Source organism: Dyella dinghuensis (assembly GCF_003977615.1).
Taxonomy (GTDB): Bacteria; Pseudomonadota; Gammaproteobacteria; order Xanthomonadales; family Rhodanobacteraceae; genus Dyella_B; species Dyella_B dinghuensis.
The window spans coordinates 1-24,669 of the sequence record NZ_RYZR01000005.1 but is presented as its reverse complement, the minus strand read 5'-3'; the positions used below and the strand labels follow the sequence as shown (position 1 = coordinate 24,669).

General features: G+C 60.4%; 25 protein-coding genes and 4 tRNA genes. 20 read left to right on the top strand and 9 right to left on the bottom strand.

The window, feature by feature from the left end; genetic code table 11:
• The first annotated feature begins 10 nt into the window (after positions 1-10).
• On the top strand, positions 11-319 hold the full coding sequence (locus EKH79_RS07575; protein ID WP_126673202.1) for an NAD(P) transhydrogenase subunit alpha part 2: 309 nt from the start codon (positions 11-13) through the stop codon (positions 317-319).
• On the top strand, positions 319-1,797 hold the full coding sequence (locus tag EKH79_RS07570; RefSeq protein ID WP_126673201.1) for an NAD(P)(+) transhydrogenase (Re/Si-specific) subunit beta: 1,479 nt from the start codon (positions 319-321) through the stop codon (positions 1,795-1,797). The genes EKH79_RS07575 and EKH79_RS07570 overlap by 1 nt, the downstream gene beginning before the upstream one ends.
• Here the strand turns inward: EKH79_RS07570 and EKH79_RS07565 are convergent.
• Complete coding sequence (locus tag EKH79_RS07565) at positions 1,794-2,240, bottom strand: hypothetical protein (RefSeq protein ID WP_126673200.1); 447 nt, start codon at positions 2,238-2,240, stop codon at positions 1,794-1,796. The genes EKH79_RS07570 and EKH79_RS07565 overlap by 4 nt on opposite strands.
• 212 nt (positions 2,241-2,452) lie before the next feature.
• Here EKH79_RS07565 and sufT point away from each other — a divergent pair, with 212 nt between their 5' ends.
• A complete protein-coding gene (sufT, locus tag EKH79_RS07560) occupies positions 2,453-3,010 on the top strand; it encodes a putative Fe-S cluster assembly protein SufT (protein WP_126673199.1) in 558 nt (185 codons plus the stop codon).
• A 315-nt stretch (positions 3,011-3,325) separates the two neighbouring features.
• Here the strand turns inward: sufT and EKH79_RS07555 are convergent, their stop codons facing one another.
• Positions 3,326-3,817 carry an asparaginase domain-containing protein gene (locus EKH79_RS07555; protein WP_126673198.1) on the bottom strand — a complete coding sequence of 164 codons (492 nt, stop codon included), beginning with the start codon at positions 3,815-3,817 and terminating at the stop codon, positions 3,326-3,328.
• 60 nt (positions 3,818-3,877) lie between these two features.
• Positions 3,878-5,521, bottom strand: coding sequence for an acyl-CoA dehydrogenase family protein (locus EKH79_RS07550; RefSeq protein ID WP_126673197.1), 1,644 nt, complete (start codon positions 5,519-5,521; stop codon positions 3,878-3,880).
• 107 nt (positions 5,522-5,628) lie between these two features.
• Between EKH79_RS07550 and EKH79_RS07545 the strand changes: the two genes are divergently transcribed.
• On the top strand, positions 5,629-6,414 hold the full coding sequence (locus EKH79_RS07545) for an acyl-CoA thioesterase (RefSeq protein ID WP_126673196.1): 786 nt from the start codon (positions 5,629-5,631) through the stop codon (positions 6,412-6,414).
• On the opposite strand, the gene EKH79_RS07540 is transcribed toward EKH79_RS07545, so the two are convergent.
• The gene (locus tag EKH79_RS07540; protein WP_126673195.1) at positions 6,411-6,767 is read right to left on the bottom strand and encodes a DUF2069 domain-containing protein; all 357 of its coding nucleotides are present in this window, start codon (positions 6,765-6,767) and stop codon (positions 6,411-6,413) included. The two genes, EKH79_RS07545 and EKH79_RS07540, sit on opposite strands and share 4 nt — an antisense overlap.
• Positions 6,764-7,363, bottom strand: a complete 600-nt coding sequence (gene wrbA / locus EKH79_RS07535) for an NAD(P)H:quinone oxidoreductase (RefSeq protein ID WP_126673194.1) — start codon at positions 7,361-7,363, stop codon at positions 6,764-6,766. Before wrbA ends, EKH79_RS07540 begins: the two co-directional genes overlap by 4 nt.
• A gap of 69 nt (positions 7,364-7,432) precedes the next feature.
• Between wrbA and EKH79_RS07530 the strand changes: the two genes are divergently transcribed.
• Genes EKH79_RS07530 through EKH79_RS07520 form a run of 3 tightly spaced genes read left to right on the top strand, consistent with a single transcriptional unit; the run spans position 7,433 to position 9,442 of the window.
• A complete protein-coding gene (locus EKH79_RS07530; protein ID WP_126673193.1) occupies positions 7,433-8,707 on the top strand; it encodes a YihY family inner membrane protein in 1,275 nt (424 codons plus the stop codon).
• Positions 8,704-9,171, top strand: coding sequence for a TlpA family protein disulfide reductase (locus EKH79_RS07525; RefSeq protein ID WP_126673192.1), 468 nt, complete (start codon positions 8,704-8,706; stop codon positions 9,169-9,171). Before EKH79_RS07530 ends, EKH79_RS07525 begins: the two co-directional genes overlap by 4 nt.
• A gap of 4 nt (positions 9,172-9,175) precedes the next feature.
• Complete coding sequence (locus EKH79_RS07520) at positions 9,176-9,442, top strand: acylphosphatase (protein WP_199754231.1); 267 nt, start codon at positions 9,176-9,178, stop codon at positions 9,440-9,442.
• Between the two features lie 19 nt (positions 9,443-9,461).
• Here EKH79_RS07520 and ppk2 read toward each other — a convergent pair whose 3' ends face one another.
• The 4 genes from ppk2 to hemA all read right to left on the bottom strand — a co-directional run bounded on the left by ppk2 (position 9,462) and on the right by hemA (position 14,976).
• Complete coding sequence (gene ppk2 / locus EKH79_RS07515; RefSeq protein WP_126673190.1) at positions 9,462-10,241, bottom strand: polyphosphate kinase 2; 780 nt, start codon at positions 10,239-10,241, stop codon at positions 9,462-9,464.
• Positions 10,242-10,275: 34 nt separating this feature from the next.
• Positions 10,276-12,378, bottom strand: coding sequence for an O-linked N-acetylglucosamine transferase, SPINDLY family protein (locus EKH79_RS07510; protein ID WP_126673189.1), 2,103 nt, complete (start codon positions 12,376-12,378; stop codon positions 10,276-10,278).
• A gap of 171 nt (positions 12,379-12,549) precedes the next feature.
• Positions 12,550-13,629, bottom strand: coding sequence for a peptide chain release factor 1 (gene prfA, locus EKH79_RS07505; protein WP_126673188.1), 1,080 nt, complete (start codon positions 13,627-13,629; stop codon positions 12,550-12,552).
• A gap of 72 nt (positions 13,630-13,701) precedes the next feature.
• Positions 13,702-14,976, bottom strand: coding sequence for a glutamyl-tRNA reductase (hemA, locus tag EKH79_RS07500; protein WP_126673187.1), 1,275 nt, complete (start codon positions 14,974-14,976; stop codon positions 13,702-13,704).
• Positions 14,977-15,098: 122 nt separating this feature from the next.
• Here hemA and EKH79_RS07495 point away from each other — a divergent pair, with 122 nt between their 5' ends.
• The 13 genes from EKH79_RS07495 (at position 15,099) to EKH79_RS07435 (ending at position 24,503) form a co-directional block, all read left to right on the top strand.
• On the top strand, positions 15,099-16,808 hold the full coding sequence (locus EKH79_RS07495; protein ID WP_425478492.1) for a tetratricopeptide repeat protein: 1,710 nt from the start codon (positions 15,099-15,101) through the stop codon (positions 16,806-16,808).
• Positions 16,805-17,413, top strand: coding sequence for a lipoprotein insertase outer membrane protein LolB (lolB, locus tag EKH79_RS07490; RefSeq protein WP_126673186.1), 609 nt, complete (start codon positions 16,805-16,807; stop codon positions 17,411-17,413). Before EKH79_RS07495 ends, lolB begins: the two co-directional genes overlap by 4 nt.
• Positions 17,414-17,472: 59 nt before the next feature.
• On the top strand, positions 17,473-18,852 hold the full coding sequence (gene ispE / locus EKH79_RS07485; protein WP_126673185.1) for a 4-(cytidine 5'-diphospho)-2-C-methyl-D-erythritol kinase: 1,380 nt from the start codon (positions 17,473-17,475) through the stop codon (positions 18,850-18,852).
• Between the two features lie 28 nt (positions 18,853-18,880).
• A tRNA-Gln gene (locus tag EKH79_RS07480) sits at positions 18,881-18,957 on the top strand.
• Between the two features lie 50 nt (positions 18,958-19,007).
• Positions 19,008-19,946, top strand: a complete 939-nt coding sequence (locus EKH79_RS07475; RefSeq protein WP_126673834.1) for a ribose-phosphate diphosphokinase — start codon at positions 19,008-19,010, stop codon at positions 19,944-19,946.
• A gap of 465 nt (positions 19,947-20,411) precedes the next feature.
• A complete protein-coding gene (locus EKH79_RS07470) occupies positions 20,412-21,089 on the top strand; it encodes a 50S ribosomal protein L25/general stress protein Ctc (RefSeq protein ID WP_126673184.1) in 678 nt (225 codons plus the stop codon).
• Positions 21,090-21,169: 80 nt separating this feature from the next.
• Positions 21,170-21,751, top strand: coding sequence for an aminoacyl-tRNA hydrolase (gene pth / locus EKH79_RS07465; protein ID WP_126673183.1), 582 nt, complete (start codon positions 21,170-21,172; stop codon positions 21,749-21,751).
• A gap of 82 nt (positions 21,752-21,833) precedes the next feature.
• On the top strand, positions 21,834-22,925 hold the full coding sequence (gene ychF, locus EKH79_RS07460) for a redox-regulated ATPase YchF (RefSeq protein ID WP_126673182.1): 1,092 nt from the start codon (positions 21,834-21,836) through the stop codon (positions 22,923-22,925).
• 88 nt (positions 22,926-23,013) lie between these two features.
• Positions 23,014-23,511, top strand: a complete 498-nt coding sequence (locus tag EKH79_RS07455; protein WP_126673181.1) for a GNAT family N-acetyltransferase — start codon at positions 23,014-23,016, stop codon at positions 23,509-23,511.
• Positions 23,512-23,551: 40 nt separating this feature from the next.
• Positions 23,552-24,040 carry an acyl-CoA thioesterase gene (locus tag EKH79_RS07450; RefSeq protein WP_126673180.1) on the top strand — a complete coding sequence of 163 codons (489 nt, stop codon included), beginning with the start codon at positions 23,552-23,554 and terminating at the stop codon, positions 24,038-24,040.
• A 105-nt stretch (positions 24,041-24,145) separates the two neighbouring features.
• A tRNA-Tyr gene (locus EKH79_RS07445) sits at positions 24,146-24,231 on the top strand.
• Positions 24,232-24,327: 96 nt separating this feature from the next.
• A tRNA-Gly gene (locus EKH79_RS07440) sits at positions 24,328-24,401 on the top strand.
• A 26-nt stretch (positions 24,402-24,427) separates the two neighbouring features.
• Positions 24,428-24,503: transfer RNA gene (locus tag EKH79_RS07435), tRNA-Thr, on the top strand.
• The last annotated feature ends 166 nt before the right edge of the window (positions 24,504-24,669 follow it).

The window sequence follows — 24,669 nt, the reverse complement described above, 5'->3', positions numbered from 1 at the left end:
GGGGAAACACATGCTTGACGGGTTCCTGGCGCTTTACATCTTCATGTTGGCTGCGTTCACGGGTTACGAAATCATCGCGCGGGTACCTGTCATTCTCCATACACCGCTGATGTCGGGCTCGAACTTCATCCACGGCATTGTGCTGGTTGGCGCCATGATTGCGCTAGGCCACGCCCGTACCCCATTCGAGATGTCCATTGGATTTGTGGGCGTTCTGTTGGGGGCCGGCAATGCGGCCGGTGGCTATGTGGTCACCGAACGGATGCTGGAGATGTTCAAGACCAGCAAGCCCGGGAAGGGTAGCGGGGAGGCCAAGTGATGGCCTGGCTGCAGACTCTGATCGACGCCTGTTACTTCCTCGCAGCCCTTCTTTTCATCCTAGGCCTCAAACGCATGAGCTCGCCGCGCACCGCGCGGGGCGGCATCGTGTGGGCGGGTTACGGTATGTTGCTGGCGGTGATCGCCACCCTGTTCCTGCCGGACATGGAGAATCGCGGGCTGATCATCGGCGCCGTGCTGATTGGCGTGGCGGCCGCGTGGTGGTCGGGTCGCCGGGTGGCGATGACGGCGATGCCGCAGATGGTGGCGCTCTACAACGGCATGGGCGGCGGCGCGGCGGCCGCCATTGGTGCGACGGAGCTGATCAGCCATGTGGGCGGTTTGGCCGCCGTGAACGGTGTCGTGGCGCCCAATACATTTCCGCTGGCGCCGGAAAGCTGGTCACCACTGCACGGTGTTGCCACGGTTATCGCGCCATTGAGTCCCGTCGCGTTGGCGCTGGGTGTGCTAGGTGCGTTGATTGGTTCGGTGAGCTTTTCCGGCTCGCTGATTGCGTTTGCCAAATTGCAGGGCTGGATGGACCGGCGGTTTGTTTTCCCTGGCCAGCGCGTCGTGAACATGCTGGTTCTGGCAGCGGCCGTGGTGATTGGCGTGATGCTCGCGATGGGGCATCTGACCCTTCCGCTCATCGGCGCCTTTTTCTTGCTCGCCTTGCTGTTTGGCCTGCTGATGACGCTGCCGATCGGTGGCGCCGATATGCCGGTGGTGATCTCGCTGTACAACGCGTTCACCGGACTGGCGGTGGCATTCGAAGGCTACGTGCTGCACAACGAAGCGATGATCATCGCGGGCATGGTGGTCGGTGCTGCGGGTACGTTGCTCACGCAGCTGATGGCCAAGGCGATGAACCGCTCGATCGGCAACGTGTTGTTCGGCAGTTTCGGTGCCGCGTCCGGCGCGGCGGCGCAAGAGATTGGCGGAAGCCAGAAGCCGATCGAAGCGGCGGATGCGGCCGTGATGATGGCGTACGCCGAACGCGTGGTGATCGTGCCGGGTTACGGCATGGCCGTCGCACAAGCGCAGCACAAGGTTTGGGAGTTTGCGCAGCTGTTGCTGGCGCGTGGCGTGAAGGTCAAATTCGCGATTCATCCGGTGGCGGGGCGCATGCCGGGTCACATGAACGTGCTGCTGGCCGAAGCTGGCGTGCCGTACGACCTGATCGTCGACATGGAAGACATCAATCCCGAATTTCCGGCGACGGATGTTGCGCTGGTGATTGGTGCGAACGACGTGGTCAATCCGCTCGCCAAGACCGATCCGTCATCGCCCATTTACGGCATGCCGATTCTCGACGTCGCCGACGCCAAACAGGTGATCGTGGTGAAACGCGGCAAAGGCACCGGTTTTGCGGGCATCGAGAACGCGCTGTTCTACGCCGACAACGCACGCATGTTGTACGGCGACGGACAGGCCGCTGCGGGGCAGCTGGTTTCCGAACTCAAGACGCTGGACGGCTAATTGGCCGTCCGATCCGGCTTGCGCGAGAGGCGCAGCGATACAAGGATGGCCACGACGATGCCGGCCACGCACCAGGCGATGTCGCCTGAATTGACACCGAAACGCGCCAGATCCAGCAGCATCGGAATGCCTGCGGTGCGTATGACACCCATCAACCCGTAACCGGATGTCATCTCCCAGAGCGTGGTCGCGGCACCCAGCACGTGGACGTAAACCGTCGCGACAACGGTCGCGATGGATGCAAGAGCTGCCGCATTCCACGCACGCTTATGCACCCATTGGCAGGTGGCATGCGCAAGCAGCCAGCCCACGGGTATGGCCATCCACGGCATTTGCCGATGCAGGAAGAGGGTGGGTAGCAGCCACATTGCACCTGCCGCAAGGCCGAGCATCACAGCGCAGAGCAGGGCGAAGCATTCGCCGATCAGCTGGCGCAGGCTCATGACGGATAACGGCGATTGAGAGGCTGCACGGTCACGCAAAGTCCTGTCGCATAAAGCGTCCATTTTACCCGCATACGCTGTCTTTCTCCCCCCGTCATCCCTTGAGATTTCGTAGTTTCAGCCTGATGTGTAGGGACAGGCCCTACAGGCCCCCGGCATAATAGAGGGCCGGGCAAGCCGAAGCGGCTTTCCACAACGATCGATGAGATGGCATGAGCGGTTTCAGTCTTAGCAGCGAACCATTCACTCTGGAGCGGGACTGCAGCGCAGTCATGGTGCCGCAGGGCGAGAGCGTGGTTTTGCCGGCCGGCCAGGTCGGTTACATCACCCAGGCGCTGGGCGGCAGTTTTACGGTGTACGTGGAAGGCAATCTGTTCCGCATCGCCGGCAACGATGCTGATGCGCTGGGCAAGGAACCACCGCCGCCGCTGGAACTTGCGGACGACGCCAGCGATGCCGATGTGGAAAAGCTGGTGTGGCAGCAGCTGCGTACCGTATTCGATCCGGAAATTCCGATCAACGTGGTCGAGCTTGGCCTCGTCTACGACGTGAGCCTGGAGCCGGCCGGCCCCGAGCAGCGCAAGGTGTACGTGAAGATGACGCTGACTGCGCCCGGTTGCGGCATGGGCGATGTGTTGATCGACGATGCGCGCACGAAGCTGGAATTGATTCCGACGATTGTCGAAGCGGATGTGGATCTGGTGTTCGATCCGCCGTGGAATCAGTCGATGATGTCGGAAGTGGCCAAGCTCGAAACCGGCATGCTCTAACGCTTTTCTTCCTCTCCCCCGCGGGGAGAGGATCGAGACGAGGGGTCAATCTTGCGATTGAACTGGACCGAAGCGCGCTTCGTCTCGAATTTCGCGCGAGGTTTGCCCCTCACCCAACCCTCTCCCCGCAGGGGAGAGGGCTAATACTTTAGCCGCTCGCTTCCTCTAAGTTTTTCTTCCTCTCCCCTGCGGGGAGAGGATCGAGGTGAGGGGTCAATCTTGCGATTGAGCTGCGCCGAAGCGCGCTTCGCCCGAATTTCGCGCGAGGTTTGCCCCTCACCCAGCCCTCTCCCCGCAGGGGAGAGGGTTAATACTTTAGCTGCTCGCTTCTTCAAAGCGATTCGCATCGCGATTCTTGCGAACTTTCGCCGGATCCCACACGCGGCCATTCATGGCGATATAGACGCCATCAGGCAACGTCTGCACGGCAGCGACAGCGCAACCGACATTGAACACCGCATCCGAACCCTGAAAGCGGGCTGGATTCAACGCACCGGTCAACACAATCACCTTGCCCTTGATCGCAGAGAGTTCCTTGGCGGTATCCACCATCGTGTCCGTGCCATGCGTAACCAGCACATGACGATGCGGCTGCGCTTCGATGGTGGAACGAATCAGCGCACGATCTTCTGCATTCATATGCAGACTGTCCTTGCGCAGTATCGGAATCACATCGAACTGAAAGGCAACGCCGAGCTGCGTGAGAATTTCGCCAATCTGCGGCGCGCCGATCTTGTAGTCCGACTTGTCATCGAAGTAGATCTTGTCGATGGTGCCGCCGGTGGTGACGATGGTCAGATGCTGCATGATCGGGATGCCGTAGGGGTGAGCCGATATTTTAGCCGGACGATGACGCCGCTGTCGGCATTACTCCGTCAGCAGGCGGGTATCTTCCCCATTGATATCGGACAGGCGCAGCAGGCCATGGCCCAGGAAACGGCGCAATGCCGCCGCCGGACGCTCGTCGCCGCGTGCCGAGGACCAAGCGGCTTGGCGTGCCATCAGGGCCGCCGCAGCACAGCGGGCCAGCGATATAGCGATGCCGCGAGCGCCGGCTTCCAGCACGTTGCGTTCGAGTTTTTGCGCGTCCATATGTGTGGCGGCGGCATCCAGTGCTGCATGCACGGCGAAGGCCGCCTGCGCGTTGTGCGCATCGCCCAGCCATCCGCTGATCACCTTGCGCAACGCCGCAAAGCTGTTGTTGCCGGCGAGCGCACGCAGGCTGTCGAGCGACAGCACGTTGGTGGTGCCCTCCCAGATCGCATACACCTGCGCGTCGCGCAGCAATTGCGGCAGGCCCGTGTCTTCGATGTAACCGGCGCCTCCAAAGCATTCCAGCGCTTCGGAGCACAGGTTCACGGCCATCTTGCCGGTCCATAATTTCGCAAGCGGCGTGAGCAGGCGCAGCGATGCGGTTTCCTGCAACGTCGCGGCATTCTGTTCGACGCGGCCGAGCAGGTAGGCGACTTCGAAGGCCAGCGCGAAGGCGCCTTCGAATTCGGCTTGCATATCGGCAATCGTTTGCGCATGTAGCGGTTGTTCGATCAACGGACGGCCAAATGCCTGCCGCCGTGCCGCGTAATCACGCACCAGGCTGATCGCGCGCGACATGCTGGCGACGGCGCAGATCGCGTTCCACGTGCGTGTCACGTTGAGCATGGGCGCGACTTGCCGCACGCCGTGCGCAAGTTCGCCGAGCGGCCATGCGAGCAGACCGTCGAGATGAATTTCCGCAGTCGGCAATTCGTGTGTGCCGAGTTTGTCTTTCAGGCGATCGATCATCAGTTCCGGCTTGCGCTCGTCGCCGTTCATCGTTTCGACGTAAAACAGCGCGAGTGCGGCGGCCCCCGTTCCCGAACCTTCCGGGCGCGCCAGCGCCAATGCCGCTTCGCCGACGACCGCAGAGCTGAACCATTTGCGGCCATACAAACGCCATTGACCTTCGGCATCCTGCACGGCCACGGTTTCGGTATGGCTGACATCCGAGCCGCCGGCGTTCTCGGTCATCCATTGTCCGGACAGCCAGAAGTTTTGCGCGTCGCGGCTGAGAAAATGCGGCAACGCGCGATCGATGAGCGTTTTATTGCCAGATGCCTTGATGGCCGTCGCGGCGCCATCCGTCATCGCCAGGGGGCAGGTGTAGAACTCGCTCGCAAGGTGATAGACGTAAGCGCGCGTGAATTCTTCCAGTCGCGCATGTTCGTGATTTTCGTGTCCCGACGCGAGAATGCTGTGACGCGTGGTGAGCTGCGGGCCTTCCATCCACGCAGTAGTCAATTCAACGCGATCGACACGTCGGCCCCATGCATCCCATTGAGTAAGGATCGGTTTGCGGCGTGCGCTGCGACTGGCGCGTTCCCATGCCATCTGCGCGTAATCGCCCAGCGCGTCGAGATCGGCATCGAGTGCCTTGCGGCGTTTGGACGGAAAGGCACGGTCGAGCAAAGCGATCAACAACCGGTCGCTGCGATGCGGATGAGCCAGTTGCGGAGCGTCTTGCAGAAATCCCATGACAGCCACCTTGCTCGAGCCTTGGATCAAGTATAGGCACAGCATGGCTTGCTGCACGCTGTCGCAGTCATCCGTTAGCATGACCGGATACGCGCGGAGGCAAAAACATGCGATTTTCCGAAACACTGAATAACATCCGCCGCGACGGCGAAACGTGGACGGGTTCGCTCGACGAAGATTGGATGCAAGGCCGCAGTGCCTTTGGCGGCATCCAGGCCGCGATGGCTTTGCGCGCCATGCGTTCGCTCGTATCCGCGGATGTGCCCTTGCGCAGCTTGCAGGTGGCGTTCATTGCGCCCGTTCCCGCCGGTCCAGTGAAAATCGCGGCGAAAGTGTTGCGTCAGGGCAAAAGCGTCACGCAGATCGAGGCGCGCCTGCTCGATGGCGATGAGACTGCATGTCTGGTGATAGGCATCTTTGGCGCGCCACGCGAATCGGCGTTGCGCTTGTTGCCGATACAACCCGTCGTAGAGGCGATGGCGAAGCCGCATGTGCTTCGCTATGTGCCGGGCTTGCTGCCTCAATTCACCCAGCAGTTTGAAGCGCGCTGGTTGCAGGGCGATATTCCATTTTCCGGCAGCACGAAGACGGAGCAGGTGATCGAGCTATCGCTCAAGGACGATGGTGTCGCTGACGAAGCGCATGTTCTGGCTTTTGCCGATTTCATCCCGCCGGTCGCGTTGTCGATGCTCGACAAACCCGCGCCAGGCAGTTCGCTCTCGTGGATGCTGGAACTGTTCGGCGATAGCCGCGGCTTGCCGCTAAACAATTGGCGCGTCGATGCAACGCTGCAGGCCGCGCAAGACGGTTACACCAGTCAGCAAGTGATGCTCTGGGGGCCGGGCGCACAACCCATCGCGCTGAGCCGCCAGAGCATGGTGGTGTTCGGTTAGCTGGCGCTTGCCGTGGGCTTGTGTTTCACACCCGCGCCGAGCGCGCCGATGATCAGCAACGTCAGCAGAATTTCAAACAGTGCAAGCCAGCGTTCTTGCGACGAACTCCAGCTTTCTGCCACGCCGTGACAAAAATAGAACAGGCTGAGGATGCCGACCCACAGCAGCGCACGGCGTACATTGCGAAGCGCGAGCAGCGGCAACAGCAGGGGCACTACGGTAATGGCCAGGGCTGTCCACACGGACATGCTCTGCGGCGGAAACAACCATGCGTACCACGCGCATTGCAGCACGATCAAAACAGCCCACGCAGCAAGGCCGATGCGGTAGATCGGAGGCAGCGGCGTGCTCACGCGTTCGCCGCCAGTTTACGCGCGACAACGGCCAAGCGTTTACCAAGCGCACGCGCGAGTTCGCGTTCGTGCTCGCTGATGGCGTTATCACCTTTCGCGCCGGTGACGTGACTTGCGCCATAAGGCGTGCCGCCACTGGTCGTGTGACTGAGCGCCGGTTCCGTGTACGGAATGCCAAGCAACAGCATGCCGTGATGGAGCAGTGGCAGCGACATGCTGATCAAGGTCGATTCCTGACCCCCATGCATGCTGCTGGTGGCGGTAAACACGGCGGCCGGTTTTCCGACCAGCGCACCACTGGCCCACTCGGCGCCGGTGCAATCCAGGAAGTATTTCAACGGCGCGGCCATGTTGCCGAAGCGGGTAGGGCTGCCCAGTGCCAGACCCACGCAATCGTGCAGGTCCTGCTTGGTGACGTAGGGCGCACCGTCCTCCGGTTCCGGCGGCTGGGCCACCTCGGTGACCGGAGCCACCGGGGGTACCTGGCGCAGGCGTGCGCGCATGCCTGGAACCTCTTCGACGCCGCGCGCGATCAGCCGGGCGAGCTGTGCGGTATGGCCGGAACGGCTGTAGTAGAGAACCAGAATGTCGCTCATGCGCTTTGGGCGTTCACATAGGATGGGGTAGTGTACGGGCGACACCAGGGAAGAGCATCCTTCGCACTTATGAATTTGCGCTTCAATCGCGACCGCACCCTGAACTTCGGCCATTTCCTCTGGCAGCGCTTCCTCGACGACAAGTGCTTCGAGACGGCCGGTGCGCTGTCCTACACCACGCTGGTTTCATTGGTGCCGCTGACGGTGGCGATGCTGGCGATGTTTGCCGCATTCCCGATGTTTGAATCGCAACGCGACACCTTGGTCAATTTCGTCTTCAGCAATTTTGTCCCGACTGCCGGCGATGTGGTGCAGAACGCGCTCAGTGACTTTTCGACCAATGCACGCAAGCTCACCGGTATAAGCATACTGGTGATGCTGTTCAGTGCCGTGTCGATGATGACCAGCATCGAAGACAGGCTCAATCGCATCTGGCAGGTGCAACGTCACCGGCCGTGGGGGCCGCGCCTTTTGTTGTATTGGGCGGCACTGACGCTGGGGCCGATCCTCGTTGTCGGCGGCATCGCCGCCATGTCTTATGTGGCAGCCATTCCGATGCTCGCGGATGCGGGGCAACAGTTGGGCATCGTGCAGCAACTGTTGAAAGGACTGCCATTTATCGTGACGTTTTTCACGCTGTGGCTGATGTATACGACGGTGCCCAATCGCCGGGTGAACAAGAAACATACGGCCATCGGTGCATTGCTCGGTGCGATTTTGTTCGAACTGGCGCGATGGGGTTTTACCCACTACGTGATGCATGCGCAGAATTATCAGCAGATCTATGGTGCGCTAGCGATCATTCCCTTGCTGCTGTTGTGGATCTATCTGTCGTGGATCATCGTCATTCTTTGTGCGTCGGTGGCGGCGTCCATTTCTGCGTTTGAATATCAGGCGCCATGCGATGTACTGCCGGAAGGTTCGGAATTTCTGGGGTTGCTTGCCGTTTTGCGTCATTTCGTGGATGCGCAGCGCGCAGGGCTTGTGCTGGATACAGCCACCGTTCGCGCGGCCGAGCCGAATTTGCGCAGCACGTCGATCGCCGCATACTTCAACGATTTGTCGAGCGCCGATGTGATTCGGCGTAGCGAATCCGGAGGCTGGCTGCTCTCTCGCAGTTTGGATAGCACCGATCTGCTGCATGTCTATCGCCATAGCGGTTATCGCCTGCCATTGAATCCGGTGGAGCAACTGGCGGCGTCGCATATCGAGCTTCCGCCGGAACTTCTTGCGCTGCTGACCAAGCTGGCGCAGTCCCTCGGCGCAACCTTGGGTGCACGGCTGGACAAGGTTTATCCTCTGCGTGCTTCACCTGCTCCCCAACCCCAGGAAACTGAAACATGAAGTGGTTTGCGTCATCACTACTGCTGGCTGCTATGGCGCTGGCATCCCCTGTTTATGCCGCCATGCCCGTGCAACCGTCGCTCAAGGTGACAACGCTCGATGGCAAGCCGTATGACCTGGCCACGCAGCGCGGTCACTGGGTCATCGTGAATTTCTGGGCGACGTGGTGTGTGCCTTGCATCAAGGAAATGCCGGATATCTCGCACTTCGTCGCCACGCATCCGAACGTCAGTGCGATCGGCATCGCCTATGACGATACCGAAGCGGCGGATATTCGCGCGTTCATGGCGAAACACGCCGTCGTTTATCCGATCGCCCAGGTCACGATGGACAAGCCGCTGAAGGATTTCGACGAACCGCTGGGTCTGCCGACAACCTACCTCATTGGTCCGGACGGCAAAGTTGCAAAGCATTTCACCGGGCCGATCACGTCGGCGTTGCTGAGTGCAGCCATCGGTCATTGATGCCGTGATGAGCGCACGTTTTCTCGTGACCGGCAAAGTGCAAGGCGTGTTCTTTCGCGCCAGTGCGCGCAACGAAGCGTTGAGGCTCAAGCTTCGCGGCTATGCGAGAAATCTGCCGGATGGCCGCGTCGACGTTGTTGCGTGCGGCGACGCGGCCGCCGTGGATGAGCTGGAGCAATGGTTGTGGCAAGGGCCACCTGCGGCACGTGTGGATGACGTTGTGCGTTCTGAGTACGACGACGATGTTCCTGCCGGATTTGCCGTCTCGTGATACTGCGCCTTGAATCGCATTACTCGCCGAACGTATCGGGCACCCAAAGCGCTTTGTCTTTGACATTCTCGTGCTTGGGCTTGCCTTTGAGCGGTTTGAGCTTGACGCGCGGTATGGGTGTTTCGTGACGTGACACATGCTCCAGCAGGTGCTGAATCAGATTTATGCGTCCGCGTTTCTGACTGTTGAAGTCGACCAGAAACCACGGCGCGTTGGACGTATGCGTGCGCGCAATCATCTTGTTGCGCAGTTCGCCAAGCTCGGCGTACTTCGAGCGCGTCGCAATGTCGACAGGCGAAAGCTTCCACCGCTTGAGCGGATCGTCGGCACGGTCGGCAAAACGTTTTTCCTGTTCTTTCTGATCGACGGTAAGCCAATACTTCAGCACGATGATGCCGTCGTCGGTCAGCAACTTTTCGAACGCGGGCACGGCGTCGAGAAACGCTTCGTATTGCGCCTTGGTGCAAAAGCCCATTAGCGGTTCGATCACAGCGCGGTTGTACCAGCTGCGATCGAACAGCACCATTTCGCCAGCCGCGGGAAGATGTGCAACGTAGCGCTGGAAATACCATTGTCCGGCTTCCACTTCGTCAGGCTTGCCGAGTGCGGCGATGCGATAGCCGCGCGTATCCATGCTTTCGGTGATGCGCTTGATCGTGCCGCCTTTGCCGGCCGCATCGCGGCCTTCAAAGATCACCAACAGGCGTTTGCCGCTTTCGTGCAGCCAGCGATTCAAGCCTGCAAGCTCCAGCTGAAGCTCTTCAATCCGCTTGTTGTATTGCTTGTCCTGCTTGCTCATGGGTTCTCTCCCAAGCGACAAGTTCAGCCCAAGATTACACGTCCAGATCGGTGGGCGGTCGACCAATGCGATGGCGTGCGCTGATGGCACGAACGGCGCGACGGAAGTCTGCGGCAAATCCCTTCATGTCGAACAGTGCATTCTTTGCGCGTTCCTCAGCAAGATGGCGTCGTACGGTCGCCAGCGCTTCCGGGTCCGTGCCAAGTGCCGTGGCCATGCCGATAAAGGACACGGCGTCGGCGGCGATCAATTCAGGCAGGCCCAGGTGATGCAACAAACTGGTTACGGTGCGTCCGGCCATGGTTTCGCCCGAGCGCGTGAGCACCGGACAACCTGCCCAAAGCGCATCGGATGCCGCGCCGCGACAGTTGATGGGCAGCGTGTCCAAGAAGAGATCCACGTGCGCGTAGCGCGCCAGATAATCCTCATAGGGCATGCGCGGCATGAACACCAGACGTTCCGGTGCAACATCCAGCGCCTTGGCCGCTTGACGCAAGCGATCGTCCGCATCGGCGGGGCCGCTGAGCAACCACAGCACGCTGTCGGGCACTTGTTGCAGGATCAACATGCAGCGCGCAAAGACAGCTGGATTGATGCTGTAGGTTTCGCAGAACGTCGCGAAGACAACACCGTTTTCAGGCAAACCACATTCCGCACGTGAAGGTGTCTGGCCGCCTCTGCGAGCCGGGTCGCTCGGTTGCGCGCAACGCGGCAATCGGATCACTTTTTCGGTGACGTGCTGGCGCAGTTCCGACGGCAATACGACGGCATCCGACAACAGATAGTCTGCCCAGCTTGCACCGGAACTCCCGGTGTATCCGAGCCAGTTCACCTGGACGGGCGCGGTGCGCAACGCCATCAGTTCGGAATTGCCGCGAGCGTGATAGCCGTTTAAATCGAACAGGATTTCAATCGCGCCGCCGTGCACAAGCTCGACGAACTGCTTGCGATTGAGCTTCGACACATCGTGCAGCGTCACCGCGGCAGACAGGCGTCGGCGAATGACGCTGCCATCGTCCGGCGTGGTGGCAAACAAATGGATGTCCAAATCGCTATCGGCCAGCGCTTCGATCAAGCCAACGATGTGGTGTCCTACGGCTGTTTCGTGGAAGCCATCGGAAATCATGCCGACTCGAATCGGGCTGTCTGGTAACGGTATTGGGTAGCGCAGATTAAGCTGTTTGCGGAACGCGCCGACGTGCTCATCGATCCTGTTCGCGTACGTGGTGGCGCAACGCAACTGTTGCGCGGCATCGCTTTCTTCGGCTTGAAACACAAAGGGATGAACGCCAGGCTCGCCCTGTGCTACAGCGCGCATGACGCGTTCACTGAGTCCATCGATGCCTTTCCAACGACAAAGCCGGCGCCGGGTGAAAAGCAGTTGACCCATCGTGGGGACCGAAGTCGGCCCGCGCGAGAGCGAGTCGGCGAAGGCTGCATTGGCGGCGGAAAGATCGCCGGCTTCATCCAGCATCAACGCGGCCTGAAACATGTATTGCGCGTTCTTCGGTGCGAGCTTGCTGGCTCGGAGCAATGCCGCTGCTGCTTCGTGCGGCCGGCTTTGCAGATGCATCATGTGACCGAGCAGCGCGTGCGCTACGTCGAAGGATGGGTCTTGCCGAAGCGCTTCGCGCAACTGCTGCTCCGCTTCCGTCATGCGGCCCAGTTCCATTTCTGCCGTGGCCAGGTTGACTCGGATCGCTGGCTGCTGCGGAAGTGTTTTGGCTGCCAGCGCGAATGCATCGCGTGCCTGTACAAACTGGCCGGTTGTCATGAAAGCTGCGCCGAGTGATTGCAGCACCGCCGGATGTCCGGGGGTTGCGGCGAGTACTCTTTGAAGCCGCTCGATGGCAGCGCCGGGCTTACCGTCCGCCAGCGAAAGGCTGGCCAGGTTGCATTGCAGTTCGATATTGCCGGGCGCAAGTTCCGCAGCGCGATTCAGCGCCAGCTGCGCATCGCGCCGGCGTCCAAGGCGCAAAAGCGCGATGCCGTGTAGGTGGATGAGTTCTGCCGAAACGGGATACAGGCGCCGCGAACCGGCCGCGAGCTGTACCGCTTCTTCATTGGCGTCACGCTGCAGCAGTTCATTGAGCCGTTGCAGTGTCGCAGCGATGTCGTTTGGCGGAGCTTCTGTCATGTCAGGAAACGAGTGAGAAAGTCATGGCGAGCACGGCACGAATGTCGCGAAGGACCTCACACTCGCTCCCTCACTCCGGCGCGTGCCGGAATGGCGGATCAGACAAGGTGACTCGATTCCCCCTACAGACGGCTTCAAGAGTAGCGCGCTCTGGGACTTCTTACTCGCTTTTTAACCACCGGACAGTGATTTCAGTTCGTCTGCCTGATGTTCGCGCGCCAGGGTCGTCAAAAGCTCGTCCAGGTCGCCTTGCATGATTTCCGGCAGGCGGTACAGGTCCAGGCCAATACGGTGATCGGTGACCAGGCTGTCTTTGTAGCGGTAGGTGCGAATGCGCTGGCTGCGGTCGCCCGTGCCGACCTGCAGACGCCGTGACTGCGCCTGCTCGGCGGTCTGTTTGGATTGAGCTTCGTCAAGCAGCCGGGCTTTCAGCAGGCTCATCGCGCGGGCGCGGTTCTTGTGCTGGCTGCGCTCGTCCTGGCACTCCACGACGATGCCGCTGGGCAGGTGGGTGATGCGGATGGCCGAGTCGGTCTTGTTGACGTGCTGGCCGCCTGCGCCGGAGGCCCGGAAGGTATCGATTTTCAGGTCGGCGGGGGAAATGTCGATTTCTTCGATTTCGTCCAGCTCGGGCAGCACGGCGACAGTGGCCGTGGAGGTGTGGACGCGCCCCTGCGATTCAGTCACCGGCACGCGCTTGACGCAGTGCACGCCGGATTCGAATTTCAGGCGCGAGAACGCGCCTTTGCCCTCGATGCGCGCCACGATTTCTTTGTAACCACCGTGTTCGCCGGGGTTTTCGCTCAACACTTCGACTTGCCAGCGCTGGCGTTCGGCGAAGCGGGTGTACATGCGGAACAGATCGCCCGCAAAAATGGCGGCTTCGTCGCCGCCGGAGCCAGCGCGCACTTCGAGGAATAGATTGGCTTCGTCGCGCGGGTCCTTCGGAATCAGCAGCAGTTGCAGATGGCCGTCGAGCTCGGCTGCACGGGATTCGAGGCGGCCGATATCGTCGGCCGCCATGTCGCGCAAATCCGGATCGTCGAGCATGGCGCGCGCATCGTCGAGCTCGCGTTCGATGCGCGTCTGCTCGCGCATGGCATCGGCGACCGGTTCGATCTGCGCGTATTCGCGCGAGAGATCGCGGAAGCGATGGTTGTCGGCCAGCACATCGGCCTGACCGAGCAATAGCCCGATCTCTTCGTGGCGCTCGGCAATGGCTTCGAGTTTGCGGCGGATGGAAGGGGTCATCGACAAAAGCAGTGCCCTGAATGGAACGAGTGATAGCAGCCCATGATAACGGGCAAGTGGCGTTTCGCCTTGCTAGTTCTCGTTCGTCTCGGGCTTTTCGTCGAAACCGTACAAACGGCCGGCGGCGTGGAGCAGGTCGTGATCACCGCTCAATGTCGCTTCGCGCAGACGTGCGCTGGGATGATGCAGCAACTTGTTGGTCAGCGTGTTGGCGAGGAACGCCAGTGCTTCGTCGGGCGATTTGCCGCGCGCAATCATCGCGCGCGCTTTTTCCAGCACTTCGTCGCGATAAGTTTCGGCGTGCAGGCGCAGATCCACGGCGGGATTCTTCACCGTCAGCGCACGACGCCACGCCATGTAGCGTTCGACTTGCAGATCGATGATCGCATCGGCTTCGCGCGCTGCGTTTTCGCGTGAGCGGCGGTTGTCGTCAATCACCTGGCGCAGGTCGTCGATGCCGTAGAGATACACGTCGTCGAGTTCGCCGACGGCGGGTTCGATATCGCGCGGCACGGCGATGTCGACCATGAACATCGGTTTGCGCCGGCGCGCGGCAATCGCTTTCTCGACCATCGTGCGCGTCAGCACGGGTTGCCGTGCGGCGGTGGAAGAAATCACGATATCCGCTTCGGCGAGATGCTGCGGCAGGTCTTGCAGGGCGATGGCATAGCCGCCGTGACGGCTCGCAAGCTCCTGCGCATTTTCAAGCGTGCGATTGGCGACGATCAGGCGACGGACCTGTTTTTCGGCCAGATGGCGTACCGCCAGTTCGATGGTGTCTCCGGCGCCGATCAGCAACACGCACGCCTGTCGCAAATCCGTAAAGACGCGTTCTGCCAGGCGCACCGCCGTAAAGGCCACCGACACCGTGTGCGCGCCGATGCGGGTGTCCGTACGTACGCGCTTGGCTACCGCAAACGTATGTTGCAGGAGGCGGTCCATCGAGGTTTTCAGCGCCTGGGCTTCGCGGGCCTGCTGGTAGGCGTCTTTCACCTGGCCGAGGATTTGCGGCTCGCCGAGCACCATCGAGTCCAGGCCGGTAGCGACCCGAAACATATGCCTCACAGCCGCTTCGTCATCATGGCGATAAAGGAACTCGTCAAGCTTGCCCGGAGTCAGATGATGGTGACGATTGAGCCATTCCTGCGGCACGTTCTCGGCGCCAGCCGTTACGCTTACGTAAAGTTCGGTGCGGTTGCAGGTGGACAGGATCATCGCTTCATCCACGCCAGGTTGGATCGCCAGATCGCGCAACGCCGCATTTGTGGCATCTTCATCGAACGCCACCATTTCGCGCAGGCTGACCGGCGCGGTGAGGTGGTTAAGCCCGAGGGCAATCAGCTTCATGACGAGATGCGATGGGAGTCGGCAGGCGTTGGCCGGCGTAAAATAGGCGTGGCCGGAATGACCGGGACCGTCGGATGAGATGGAGAGATAGTGTGCTGAGCGGGACGGTCAAGTTCAAGCAAATGCGGCATTTTGTTGCCGGCGGGTTGGTTGTGCTGAGCATGGCCGGCTGCGCCTCGCTGCAGGGTCGAAGCGGTGCCGTATCAACGACTTCACCGCAGCCCCTGGCGCGCGTGGACTTGCCGGCACCGGATCCGGACCACGATCTTCTGACCCAGCTGCTGGCCGGTGAGTTGGCGCTGTCCGACTCCGATCTCAAGAGGGCGTCGCAGGCATACGGCAAGGCGATGGTGGTCTCCAAGGACCCTGATGTCGCCGGCAAGGCCACGGCCCTGGCGATCGCCACGCATAACCCGGTCGCGGCGCAGAACGCCATCAACCGCTGGCAGGCGCTGGGTGCGTCTCCCTCGCAATTGGCGCAGGCGCGTGCCGAGCTGGCGATAGAGCAGGGGCAAACCGATGAGGCTCGTCAGCAACTGACGATCCTGCTTGCCAGTGGCGATAAAGACGCCTGGCGCATGTTCGGCCGTGTATTGATCGGCAGCCGCGATCCGGCGCTCGCTTCCCACCTGCTGGAAACCCTGGCGACACCCGACAAGCTTCCGCCCGATCCCAAGGCATGGCTCGCGATGAGCCAGCTTGGCGAGCAGCTGGGTCGTCACGTCTATGCGCAGCAGATTGCCGACGAAGCCATGAAACGCTTCGGTACCGCCGAAACCTACGCATGGGCGGCGCAGTTGAAGCTCGACAATGGCGACAAGACCGGCGGCCTGTCACTTCTGCGTGAGGCGCAGGGGAAAGACCCCACCAACATCGGATTGCGTCTGACGTATGCCTCGTTGCTGGGCCAGAGCGGTCAATACGCGCAGGCGACGCAATTGCTGGAGAAAGGTCCGCAGAACGCGCAGACCTATGCGATGCGCGCTGCACTGGCGGCGAATGCCAAAGACGATAAAGCGCTCGCGGAAGTCTACAAGCAGCTCGCGCAAGCGCCCGCTGATGTGCGCGATTCCAGCGCTTATTTGCTCGGCCAGCTCGCCGAGGTGCTCGATCGCAAGGAAGATGCGCTGAAGTGGTATGACCAGGTTCCCGATGACGACGATCATGCCTTCGACGCGGATCTTCGCAGCGCGATTCTGTTGCAGTCGTTGGGGCGCAGTGCCGAAGCGCATCAACAGTTGGCAGAAATGCAGACCGATTACCTCGATCAGCCGGCGCAATTGCGGCGTGCTTATGAAGTAGATGCCGATCTGTACATGCATGAAAAACGCTATCCGGAAGCGATCAATGCGTACACGCATGCGTTGCAGGTTGTGCCCGACGATCCGGATCTTCTTTATGGCCGCGGTCTGGCTTACGCCGAAATGGGCAAGATCGATTCGGCGGTGGGCGATTTTCATCGCCTGCTGCAAATCAAACCGAATGACGTCGATGCCAGCAATGCGCTGGGTTTCACGCTCGCCGATGCCAACCGCGATTTGCCCGAGGCGGAGAAATTGATCTCGGTGGCGCGCGCGGCAAAACCGGATGATCCTTCCATCGCCGATTCGTGGGGCTGGTTGCAATATCGGCTTGGTCATTTGGATCAGGCTGCCGAAGTACTTCGCGCTGCATGGCAGTCCGGCAAAGATGCCGACGTCGGCGTGCATCTTGGTGAAGTACTCTGGAAAGCAGGGCAGCACGACCAAGCACAACGCATCTTCGACGAAGTGCGGCGCATCGATCCGCATAACGTCAACCTTCAAGAAACCATCAAGCGCCTTCAACCATGAAATATTCCCTTCGTTTTCTTGTAGCGGCCGCGCCGCTGCTGTTGGCTGCGTGCGTGCCGCAACAGGTCGTTCGAAACAAGGGCGATGCGACGTCGATCGCGCAACAGGATGCGCGTGAGCAGCAATTGGCCAGTGCCAATCACTGGACGCTGGTGGGGCGTTTGGCTGTGTCGACGGGGAGTGACGCCGGTGGCGGCAATCTGACCTGGACGCAGAATGGTGATCGCTACGAATTCGAGCTGCGCGCGCCCATCACCGGCAGAAGTTTCCGCTTATCTGGTGGGCCGGGTGGTGCTGTGCTGGAAGGCCTGGATGGCGGCCCGCAACGCGGCCCCAACGCCGAGGCGCTGATGCAACGGGCGCTGGGCTGGGATGTGCCATTGGATGAACTTCGCGCCTGGGTGCTCGGCGTGCGAGCCAGCGGTTCGAATGCCGACATGAGTTTTGGCAACGATCATCTGCTTTCGATGCTGCAGCAGGATGGTTGGAGCGTCAGTTACATCACGTGGGACGCGACGCAGAAACCGCCGTTGCCGACTTTGATTCGCGCTCAGAAGAACCCTTTCATGGTGAAGCTCGTCGTCCAGTCGTGGAATTTGCAATGACGCCTGTCGATGCTTCGCTGCCCGTCATTTTTGTGCACTAACAGGCTGCGATAGCACCCATGTCATTTCAAATAGAGAGAGCGGTTCCGACTCAGGTCGATGCCATCTGCGCGATTGAGCGTAACGCTGTGCAGATGTTTCGCGATCATCCTGCGTGGCCGTTTTACGCGACGCTATCTATTCCGCCGGAAATGCTTCAGGAAGCAATCCAGCGCGGACTCGTGTGGGTCGCGCGGGTTGCGGAAAGCGATGATCCCGTCGGTTTTGTCTGGTTGGATACGGAACATGGTGGCGATGTCATCGGCATCGCCGAAATCGATGTGCTGCCTGCCTACAGCAAACGAGGTATCGGCGCGGCCTTGTTGCAGTGTGCGTGCGAATGGGCGAGATCGGCAGGTTATCGCCGCGTCGATCTGGGCACGCTCGCGGATGTGCCATGGAATGCGCCGTTTTATGCAAAACACGGCTTCGTTGTTGTCGACAAACGAGACCCGGCGTTTGCCTATGCGCGCGATCGGGATCGTGAAAACGGGTTTCCTGACGCATTGCGTGTTTTCATGTCGCGCGAGTTGTCTGCACCCGCGGCACATGAGTGGACCGTTTGGCCCGCACCCGCAAAGCTGAATTTGTTCTTGCGAAAGCTCGACGTGAATGAGGATGGTCATGACGAATGGCAATCCGTTGTGCGTTTGCTCGACTGGAGTGATGAGCTTCGATTGCGTGTGCGTGATGACGATCAGTTGTGTCATCGCACGGGTTATGGCGAAAAAGAACACGACGTGATTCTTCGTGCTGCAGTGCTGTTGCGTGCGCACACAGGTATCAACATAGGCGCCGAGATTGACATCGAGCCGCGTATTCCGCGGCATGTCGGGCTTGGCGATGAGAGTTCGACTGCCGCCGCCGTGTTAGTAGCGCTCAATCATCTTTGGAAATGCGGACTCGACCAGAACGAGCTGGCAGAACTTGGCAGAACATTGGGCAACGACGTGCCCCTATTTGTGCGTGGACGCGCCGCATGGGTGACGGGCGCGGTCGATCGCTTCAAATCGATCACGTTGCCCAAACGCTGGTATGTCGTACTTGACTCACACGCAAACGTGTCAAGCGACGAATTATTTCAAGCAACTGAATTGACACGCATTGCGGCCCCGGCGACAATTTCATCCTTTGCTTCCGGCGAAACGTTGGAAAACGTGTTCGAGCCCATTGTTCGCGAGCGCTACCCTCGGGTCGCCGCCGCGCTCGACTGGCTCGGCAGCCACGGCCACGCGCGGCTCTCCGGCAGCAGTGGTTGTGTTTTCCTCGAAACGGCAACTCCCGAACGGGCTGAGGCCGTCGCAAGACGCTGTCCGGCCGCGTTCACAGCCTGGGTGGCTGAGGGCGTCGGGGTGTCACCGTTGCATCGGGCGCTATCGCGCCATGGCGCGACGGCCTGATTAGGAAGCAAACTACAACGAGTAATACTGGGGCGTCGCCAAGCTGGTTAAGGCACGGGATTTTGATTCCCGCATGCGTAGGTTCGAATCCTACCGCCCCAGCCATTCATCAATGGCTAGTTTCTGAGGAAACATCCGTGGACACGTCCAGCCCGATGCTCTTTACCGGCAACGCTCACCGTGCTTTGGCCGAAGACGTCGCCCATCGACTGGGCGTGCCGCTCGGCAAGGCGCTCGTCGGCAAGTTCAGCGACGGCGAAGTGCAGATCGAAATCGAAGAGAACGTGCGCCGCCAGGAAGTGTTCGTCCTGCAGCCCACGGGCGCGCCGAGCGCGGAGAACCTCTTCGAATTGCTGGCCCTGGCCGATGCGCTGAAGCGCGCCTCCGCCGCCAGCGTGACCGCCGTCATTCCTTACTTCGGCTACGCCCGCCAGGACCGTCGCCCGCGTTCCGCGCGTGTGCCGATCACCGCCAAGCTGGTGGCCAAGCTGATCGGCAAGGCCGGCGTCGATCGTGTCCTCACCGTCGACCTGCATGCCGACCAGATCCAGGGCTTTTTCGACGTCCCGGTCGACAACGTCTACGCCTCGCCGATCCTGCTGGCCGACATCTGGCGCAACTACAGTATGGACGACTTGATTGTAGTCAGCCCGGACGTTGGCGGTGTGGTCCGCGCCCGCGCCATCGCCAAGCGCTTGGACGATGCCGATCTGGCGATCATCGATAAACGCCGTCCGAAGGCTAATGTCGCGACGGTGATGAACATCATCGGTGAAGTCGACGGCAAGACCTGCGTGATGGTGGACGACATCGTCGACACCGCCGGCACGCTCTGCGCCGCTGCTGCTGCTCTCAAGGAGCGCGGTGCCCGCAAAGTGGTCGCCTATTGCGTCCATCCGGTGCTCTCTGGCGCGGCGATCCGCAATATCGAAGGCTCGCAGCTCGATCAGTTGGTCGTCACCAACACCCTTCCGCTGCGTGACGATGCGAAGGGGTGCGCCAAGATCCGCCAGCTGTCGGTTGCCGAATTGCTGGCTGAGACGATCCGCCGTATCGCTTTCGGCGAATCGGTCAGCTCGCTCTACATCGACTGATTCTGCGCCGCCTCTCCGTTTGGAGAGTGGCAATCGCCCAATCGTGCATCCCCTCTCCCTCCGGGAGAGGGTGCCGGCAGGCGGGTGAGGGTAGCTCTGAGCGGGGAATCCAACTTCCCGGCAAGCCCGAACCATCACCCCAACCCCTCTCCCGAGGGGAGAGGGGCTAAAGCCGCGAGGCTAGGCTCCACGCTTGCATTCCCTCTCCCTCCGGGAGAGGGTGCCGGCAGGCGGGTGAGGGTACGTCCGGAGCGAGAAATCCAACCTCCCGGCAAGCCCGAACCCTCCCCCAACCCCTCTCCCGAGGGGAGAGGGGCTAAAGCCGCGAGGCTCGGCCCCATGCGGCATTTTCTTGTATACTTGAATACTTTTCCGTCCGCGCGAGCGGGCAATACGGCTCTTCTGGTCGCGGGAGAGTCCAATCAGCCGCCGCGAGGCGGTTTTCCAAACCAAGGCAATACTGACATGGCTAAGACTCATGAGATTCTGGCTCAGAGCCGTAAGGACCAGGGGAAAGGTGCGAGCCGCCGCCTGCGTCGTACGGCATTTGTGCCAGCCGTCGTTTACGGTGCGGGTGCCGCTCCGGAGAACATCCAGATCGAGCACAACACCATCCTGCTCGCCGCCAAGCACGAGTGGTTCTTCTCCTCGGTGCTCGACCTCAACGTCGACGGCAAGACCCAGAAGGTGCTGGTGCGTGACTGGCAGAAGCATCCGTTCAAGCAGCAGATGCTGCACATGGACTTCCTGCGCATCAACGAGAACGAAGCGATCCGCGTGAATGTGCCGATCCACTTCCTCAACCAGGACAAGTCCCCGGCCGGCAAAACGGCTGGTGTGGTCATCTCGCACAACCTCAACGAAGTGGAAGTGTCCTGCTTGCCGAAGGATCTGCCGGAGTTCATCGAACTCGACCTGACCGACCTGAAGCCGGGCGACATCGTCCACCTGTCGGAGCTCAAGCTGCCGAAGGACGTGGAAATCGTTGCGTTGCATCTGGGCGCCGATCACGACGTTCCGGTGGTCACGGCTGTGACCGTGCAGGAAGAAGTCGACGCAGCACCGGCTGAAGGTGCCGAAGGCGAAGCCGCCAAGCCGGCTGCCGACGCTGCCGCAGCGCCCGCCAAGGATGCGAAGAAGTAAGCCGCTACGGCGCCTGACTTTTCCCTCTCCCTTTTGGGGAGAGGGCAGGGTGAGGGGCCGATCTTGCGGTCATCTCGCCCATGGCAGGCTTGCGACTCATTGTCGGACTGGGTAACCCCGGTGCCGAATATCTCAGAACCCGGCACAACGCCGGGTTCTGGTTTGTTGACGCCTTGGCAAGCGATCAGGGCGAGCGTTTCGGTCTCGACGGCAAGCTGCATGGCGAGACATGCAAAGTGCGCATCGGCGGCGAGCCGGTGTGGTTGCTCAAGCCAGCAACATTCATGAACAAGAGCGGCATCGCGGTCGCATCCGCGTTGCGCTACTACAAGATCGAACCGGACGAATGCCTGGTCGCACACGACGACCTGGATCTTTCTGCCGGCACCGTGCGCATGAAATTCGATGGTGGACACGGCGGCCAGAACGGCCTGCGCGACATCATCGCTCACCTCGGGCACGGCAAGTTTCACCGCTTGCGGATCGGCATTGGCCATCCGGGGCATCGCGATCAGGTCACGCCGTGGGTGCTGGGTCGTCCGTCCGTCAAAGACGAAGACGCCATGATCGACGGTGTGGCACGCGCGCTGGATGTGTTGCCGCTGGCCGTCGATGGACAGTTCGACAAGGCTATGCAACAGCTTCACACAACTAAGGAATAGTGGACGCAGACGTTGATCGCATCGCGCACCGTCTTACTATTCTCCTTTCACGATTTTCGATTACCTCTTTCGGATTCAAACCATGGGCATCAAATGCGGCATCGTCGGCCTACCTAATGTCGGCAAATCCACGTTGTTCAACGCGTTGACCAAGGCGGGCATTGCTGCGGCGAACTTCCCGTTCTGCACGATTGAACCGAACGTCGGCGTGGTGCCCGTGCCGGATCCGCGCTTGAATGAACTTGCCGATATCGTGAAGCCGCAAAAGCTGGTGCCGACGGCGGTGGAATTCGTCGATATCGCCGGTCTGGTTGCCGGTGCGTCGAAGGGCGAAGGCCTGGGCAACAAGTTCCTCTCGCACATCCGCGAAGTGGATGCGATTGCGCATGTCGTTCGTTGCTTCGAGCACACCGACATCATTCACGTGGCCGGCAAGGTTGATCCCATCGCCGACATCGAAACCATCGATACCGAACTGGCGTTGGCCGATCTCGACTCGGTCGAAAAGGCGCTCAATCGCGCGGAACGCGCGGCGAAGGCGAACGATAAGGAAGCGTTGGCGAAAAAGCCCGTTCTGCAGAAGCTTGCCGCAGGTCTCAACGAAGGCAAGTCCGCCCGCAGCCTTGGTCTGGACGACGAGGAAAAGGCGCTCGTGCGTGACCTTTTCCTGCTTACGCTCAAGCCGCTGATGTACATCGCCAACGTGCGCGAAGATGGCTTCGAAAACAATCCGCATCTGGATGCCGTGCGTCAGCGTGCGGTAGCTGAAGGTGCCGAGGTCGTGCCCGTTTGCGCCGCGATTGAAGAAGAACTTTCCCAGCTCGATGACGCCGATCGCGACGAATTTCTCAAGGATCTGGGTTTGGAAGAGCCGGGTCTCAATCGCGTGATTCGTGCGGGTTACAAGCTGCTCGGCTTGCAGACGTACTTCACGGCAGGCGTCAAAGAAGTACGTGCCTGGACAGTAAAAGCCGGTTCGACCGCACCGCAAGCTGCGGGCGTGATTCACACCGACTTCGAACGTGGATTCATCCGTGCCGAAACGGTCGCCTACAGCGACTTCATCCAATACAAGGGTGAGGCTGGCGCCGCCGCCGCGGGTCGTCTTCGCAAGGAAGGCAAGGATTACATCGTCAAGGAAGGGGATGTGCTGCACTTCCTCTTCAACGTTTAAGGAATTGCCAAGTTTGTCGCTAAAAAGCCCCGCAAAAACGGGGCTTTTTCGTGCGAGGATGTTGGCGGCATTACTGGCGATCAATCCCATGTCCAAGCCGATACTGCGCATGCGCCTCGCACACCCGGATGATGCAAGGGAGGTGGGGTTGTTGATACGTCGCCTCGTTCGGCGCTGGATCGTTCCGGATCAGTCGCTTCATGTTGGCAAGGAGCTGCTCGCTCGCAGCAGCGCGCGGTCGCTGCGCGAGAAAATCATCGAAGGGCAGCGCTTTCATCTTGCTTATATCGACGGCGTATTGGTCGGTGTGTCGGCGATGCGTGACGACTCGCATCTAGTCCAGTTTTTTGTGAGTACGCGCTTTCAAGGATTTGGCATAGGGCGGCGTTTATGGGAGCGCACGATGCGCGATGCGATACGTCGTGCAGGCACGCCACGCTTCACCCTCAACGCAACGCGTTGTGCCGTGCCGGTTTATTTACGCCTGGGTTTTCGTGCGGCCGGGCGTGAGCGACCGTCGCCCATGGGCCTGGTTACGACGCCCATGGTGCTGACGTTGCCGAATGGCCGAGGCAAAGGCGCATAATGCACGCCCTTGGATTCGCTGCGCTCATTTGGGAGATCGCATGTCAGGCCAGCAGCACGAAGTGACGTTCCGCTTTATGGCGCAACCGACCGATGTCAATTTCGGCGGCAAAGTGCACGGCGGCATGGTGATGAAGTGGATCGATCAGGCTGGTTATGCGTGTGCGGTGGGCTGGAGCGGTGCGTATTGCGTGACGGCTGCAGTCAGCGGCATCCAGTTCGTCAAACCGATTCTTATCGGCGATCTGGTTAGCGTCCGTGCGAAGCTCATTCACACCGGCAAATCGAGCATGCAGATGGCGGTGGATGTTTTGGCGCGCGATCTACGTACCGGCGAAGAACGTCTGGCGACCAGCTGCGTCATGGTGTTTGTTGCGCTCGATAAACCCGACGGCAAACCCACGCAGGTGCCATCGTGGACGCCGCGCGACGACAACGAACGTCGTCTGCAAGAGAAAGCGCTGCATCTGCTTGAGCTCTCCAAGAGCATGGAGCAATTGGTCGATACGCGCGGCGCCGGAAACGACTGAACAGGCGCGTCAGGATCGCAGGGAAAATCCGGAAAAACCGGCCGTTTCGACCGGTCGAGGTGTTGACACATCACGCCTCGATCCACACAATAGCCGTTCTTTGTTGGAGGGATACCCAAGCGGCCAACGGGGGCAGACTGTAAATCTGCTGGCTTACGCCTTCGGTGGTTCGAATCCACCTCCCTCCACCAGTTGATCGCCACGGGTAACCATTGGCAAGGCTGGAAAACCAGATCGTAACGGCGATTCATCTGCCAATAGGGTCTGGTAGACGAGTTCCGCGCAGGGCGGGAGTAGTTCAATGGTAGAACCTCAGCCTTCCAAGCTGATGGTGCGGGTTCGATTCCCGTCTCCCGCTCCATTGATCTCGTCGCTGCAAGTTTCAATGCTCATGTAGCTCAGTCGGTAGAGCACTTCCTTGGTAAGGAAGAGGTCGCTGGTTCGATTCCAGTCATGAGCACCATCACAAGCGGCTCCGTTGGGTTTCGCTTGATTTCCTTAGGTTAGATTTTTTCTTTCACTCATTGACTCCATCGGGATTTAGCGCTCATGGCAAAGGGTAAATTCGAACGCACCAAGCCGCACGTGAACGTGGGCACGATCGGTCACGTGGACCACGGCAAGACGAC

Bases quoted from the DNA above. Each gene is read 5' to 3' on its own strand.
- EKH79_RS07575 (WP_126673202.1), top strand. From the start codon at position 11: ATGCTTGACGGGTTCCTGGCGCTTTACATCTTCATGTTGGCTGCGTTC.
- EKH79_RS07570 (WP_126673201.1), top strand. From the start codon at position 319: ATGGCCTGGCTGCAGACTCTGATCGACGCCTGTTACTTCCTCGCAGCC.
- EKH79_RS07565 (WP_126673200.1), bottom strand. From the start codon at position 2,240: ATGAGCCTGCGCCAGCTGATCGGCGAATGCTTCGCCCTGCTCTGCGCT.
- sufT (WP_126673199.1), top strand. From the start codon at position 2,453: ATGAGCGGTTTCAGTCTTAGCAGCGAACCATTCACTCTGGAGCGGGAC.
- EKH79_RS07555 (WP_126673198.1), bottom strand. From the start codon at position 3,817: ATGCAGCATCTGACCATCGTCACCACCGGCGGCACCATCGACAAGATC.
- EKH79_RS07550 (WP_126673197.1), bottom strand. From the start codon at position 5,521: ATGGGATTTCTGCAAGACGCTCCGCAACTGGCTCATCCGCATCGCAGC.
- EKH79_RS07545 (WP_126673196.1), top strand. From the start codon at position 5,629: ATGCGATTTTCCGAAACACTGAATAACATCCGCCGCGACGGCGAAACG.
- wrbA (WP_126673194.1), bottom strand. From the start codon at position 7,363: ATGAGCGACATTCTGGTTCTCTACTACAGCCGTTCCGGCCATACCGCA.
- EKH79_RS07530 (WP_126673193.1), top strand. From the start codon at position 7,433: ATGAATTTGCGCTTCAATCGCGACCGCACCCTGAACTTCGGCCATTTC.
- EKH79_RS07525 (WP_126673192.1), top strand. From the start codon at position 8,704: ATGAAGTGGTTTGCGTCATCACTACTGCTGGCTGCTATGGCGCTGGCA.
- ppk2 (WP_126673190.1), bottom strand. From the start codon at position 10,241: ATGAGCAAGCAGGACAAGCAATACAACAAGCGGATTGAAGAGCTTCAG.
- EKH79_RS07510 (WP_126673189.1), bottom strand. From the start codon at position 12,378: ATGACAGAAGCTCCGCCAAACGACATCGCTGCGACACTGCAACGGCTC.
- prfA (WP_126673188.1), bottom strand. From the start codon at position 13,629: ATGACCCCTTCCATCCGCCGCAAACTCGAAGCCATTGCCGAGCGCCAC.
- hemA (WP_126673187.1), bottom strand. From the start codon at position 14,976: ATGAAGCTGATTGCCCTCGGGCTTAACCACCTCACCGCGCCGGTCAGC.
- EKH79_RS07495 (WP_425478492.1), top strand. From the start codon at position 15,099: ATGCGGCATTTTGTTGCCGGCGGGTTGGTTGTGCTGAGCATGGCCGGC.
- lolB (WP_126673186.1), top strand. From the start codon at position 16,805: ATGAAATATTCCCTTCGTTTTCTTGTAGCGGCCGCGCCGCTGCTGTTG.
- ispE (WP_126673185.1), top strand. From the start codon at position 17,473: ATGTCATTTCAAATAGAGAGAGCGGTTCCGACTCAGGTCGATGCCATC.
- EKH79_RS07475 (WP_126673834.1), top strand. From the start codon at position 19,008: ATGCTCTTTACCGGCAACGCTCACCGTGCTTTGGCCGAAGACGTCGCC.
- EKH79_RS07470 (WP_126673184.1), top strand. From the start codon at position 20,412: ATGGCTAAGACTCATGAGATTCTGGCTCAGAGCCGTAAGGACCAGGGG.
- pth (WP_126673183.1), top strand. From the start codon at position 21,170: ATGGCAGGCTTGCGACTCATTGTCGGACTGGGTAACCCCGGTGCCGAA.
- ychF (WP_126673182.1), top strand. From the start codon at position 21,834: ATGGGCATCAAATGCGGCATCGTCGGCCTACCTAATGTCGGCAAATCC.
- EKH79_RS07455 (WP_126673181.1), top strand. From the start codon at position 23,014: ATGTCCAAGCCGATACTGCGCATGCGCCTCGCACACCCGGATGATGCA.
- EKH79_RS07450 (WP_126673180.1), top strand. From the start codon at position 23,552: ATGTCAGGCCAGCAGCACGAAGTGACGTTCCGCTTTATGGCGCAACCG.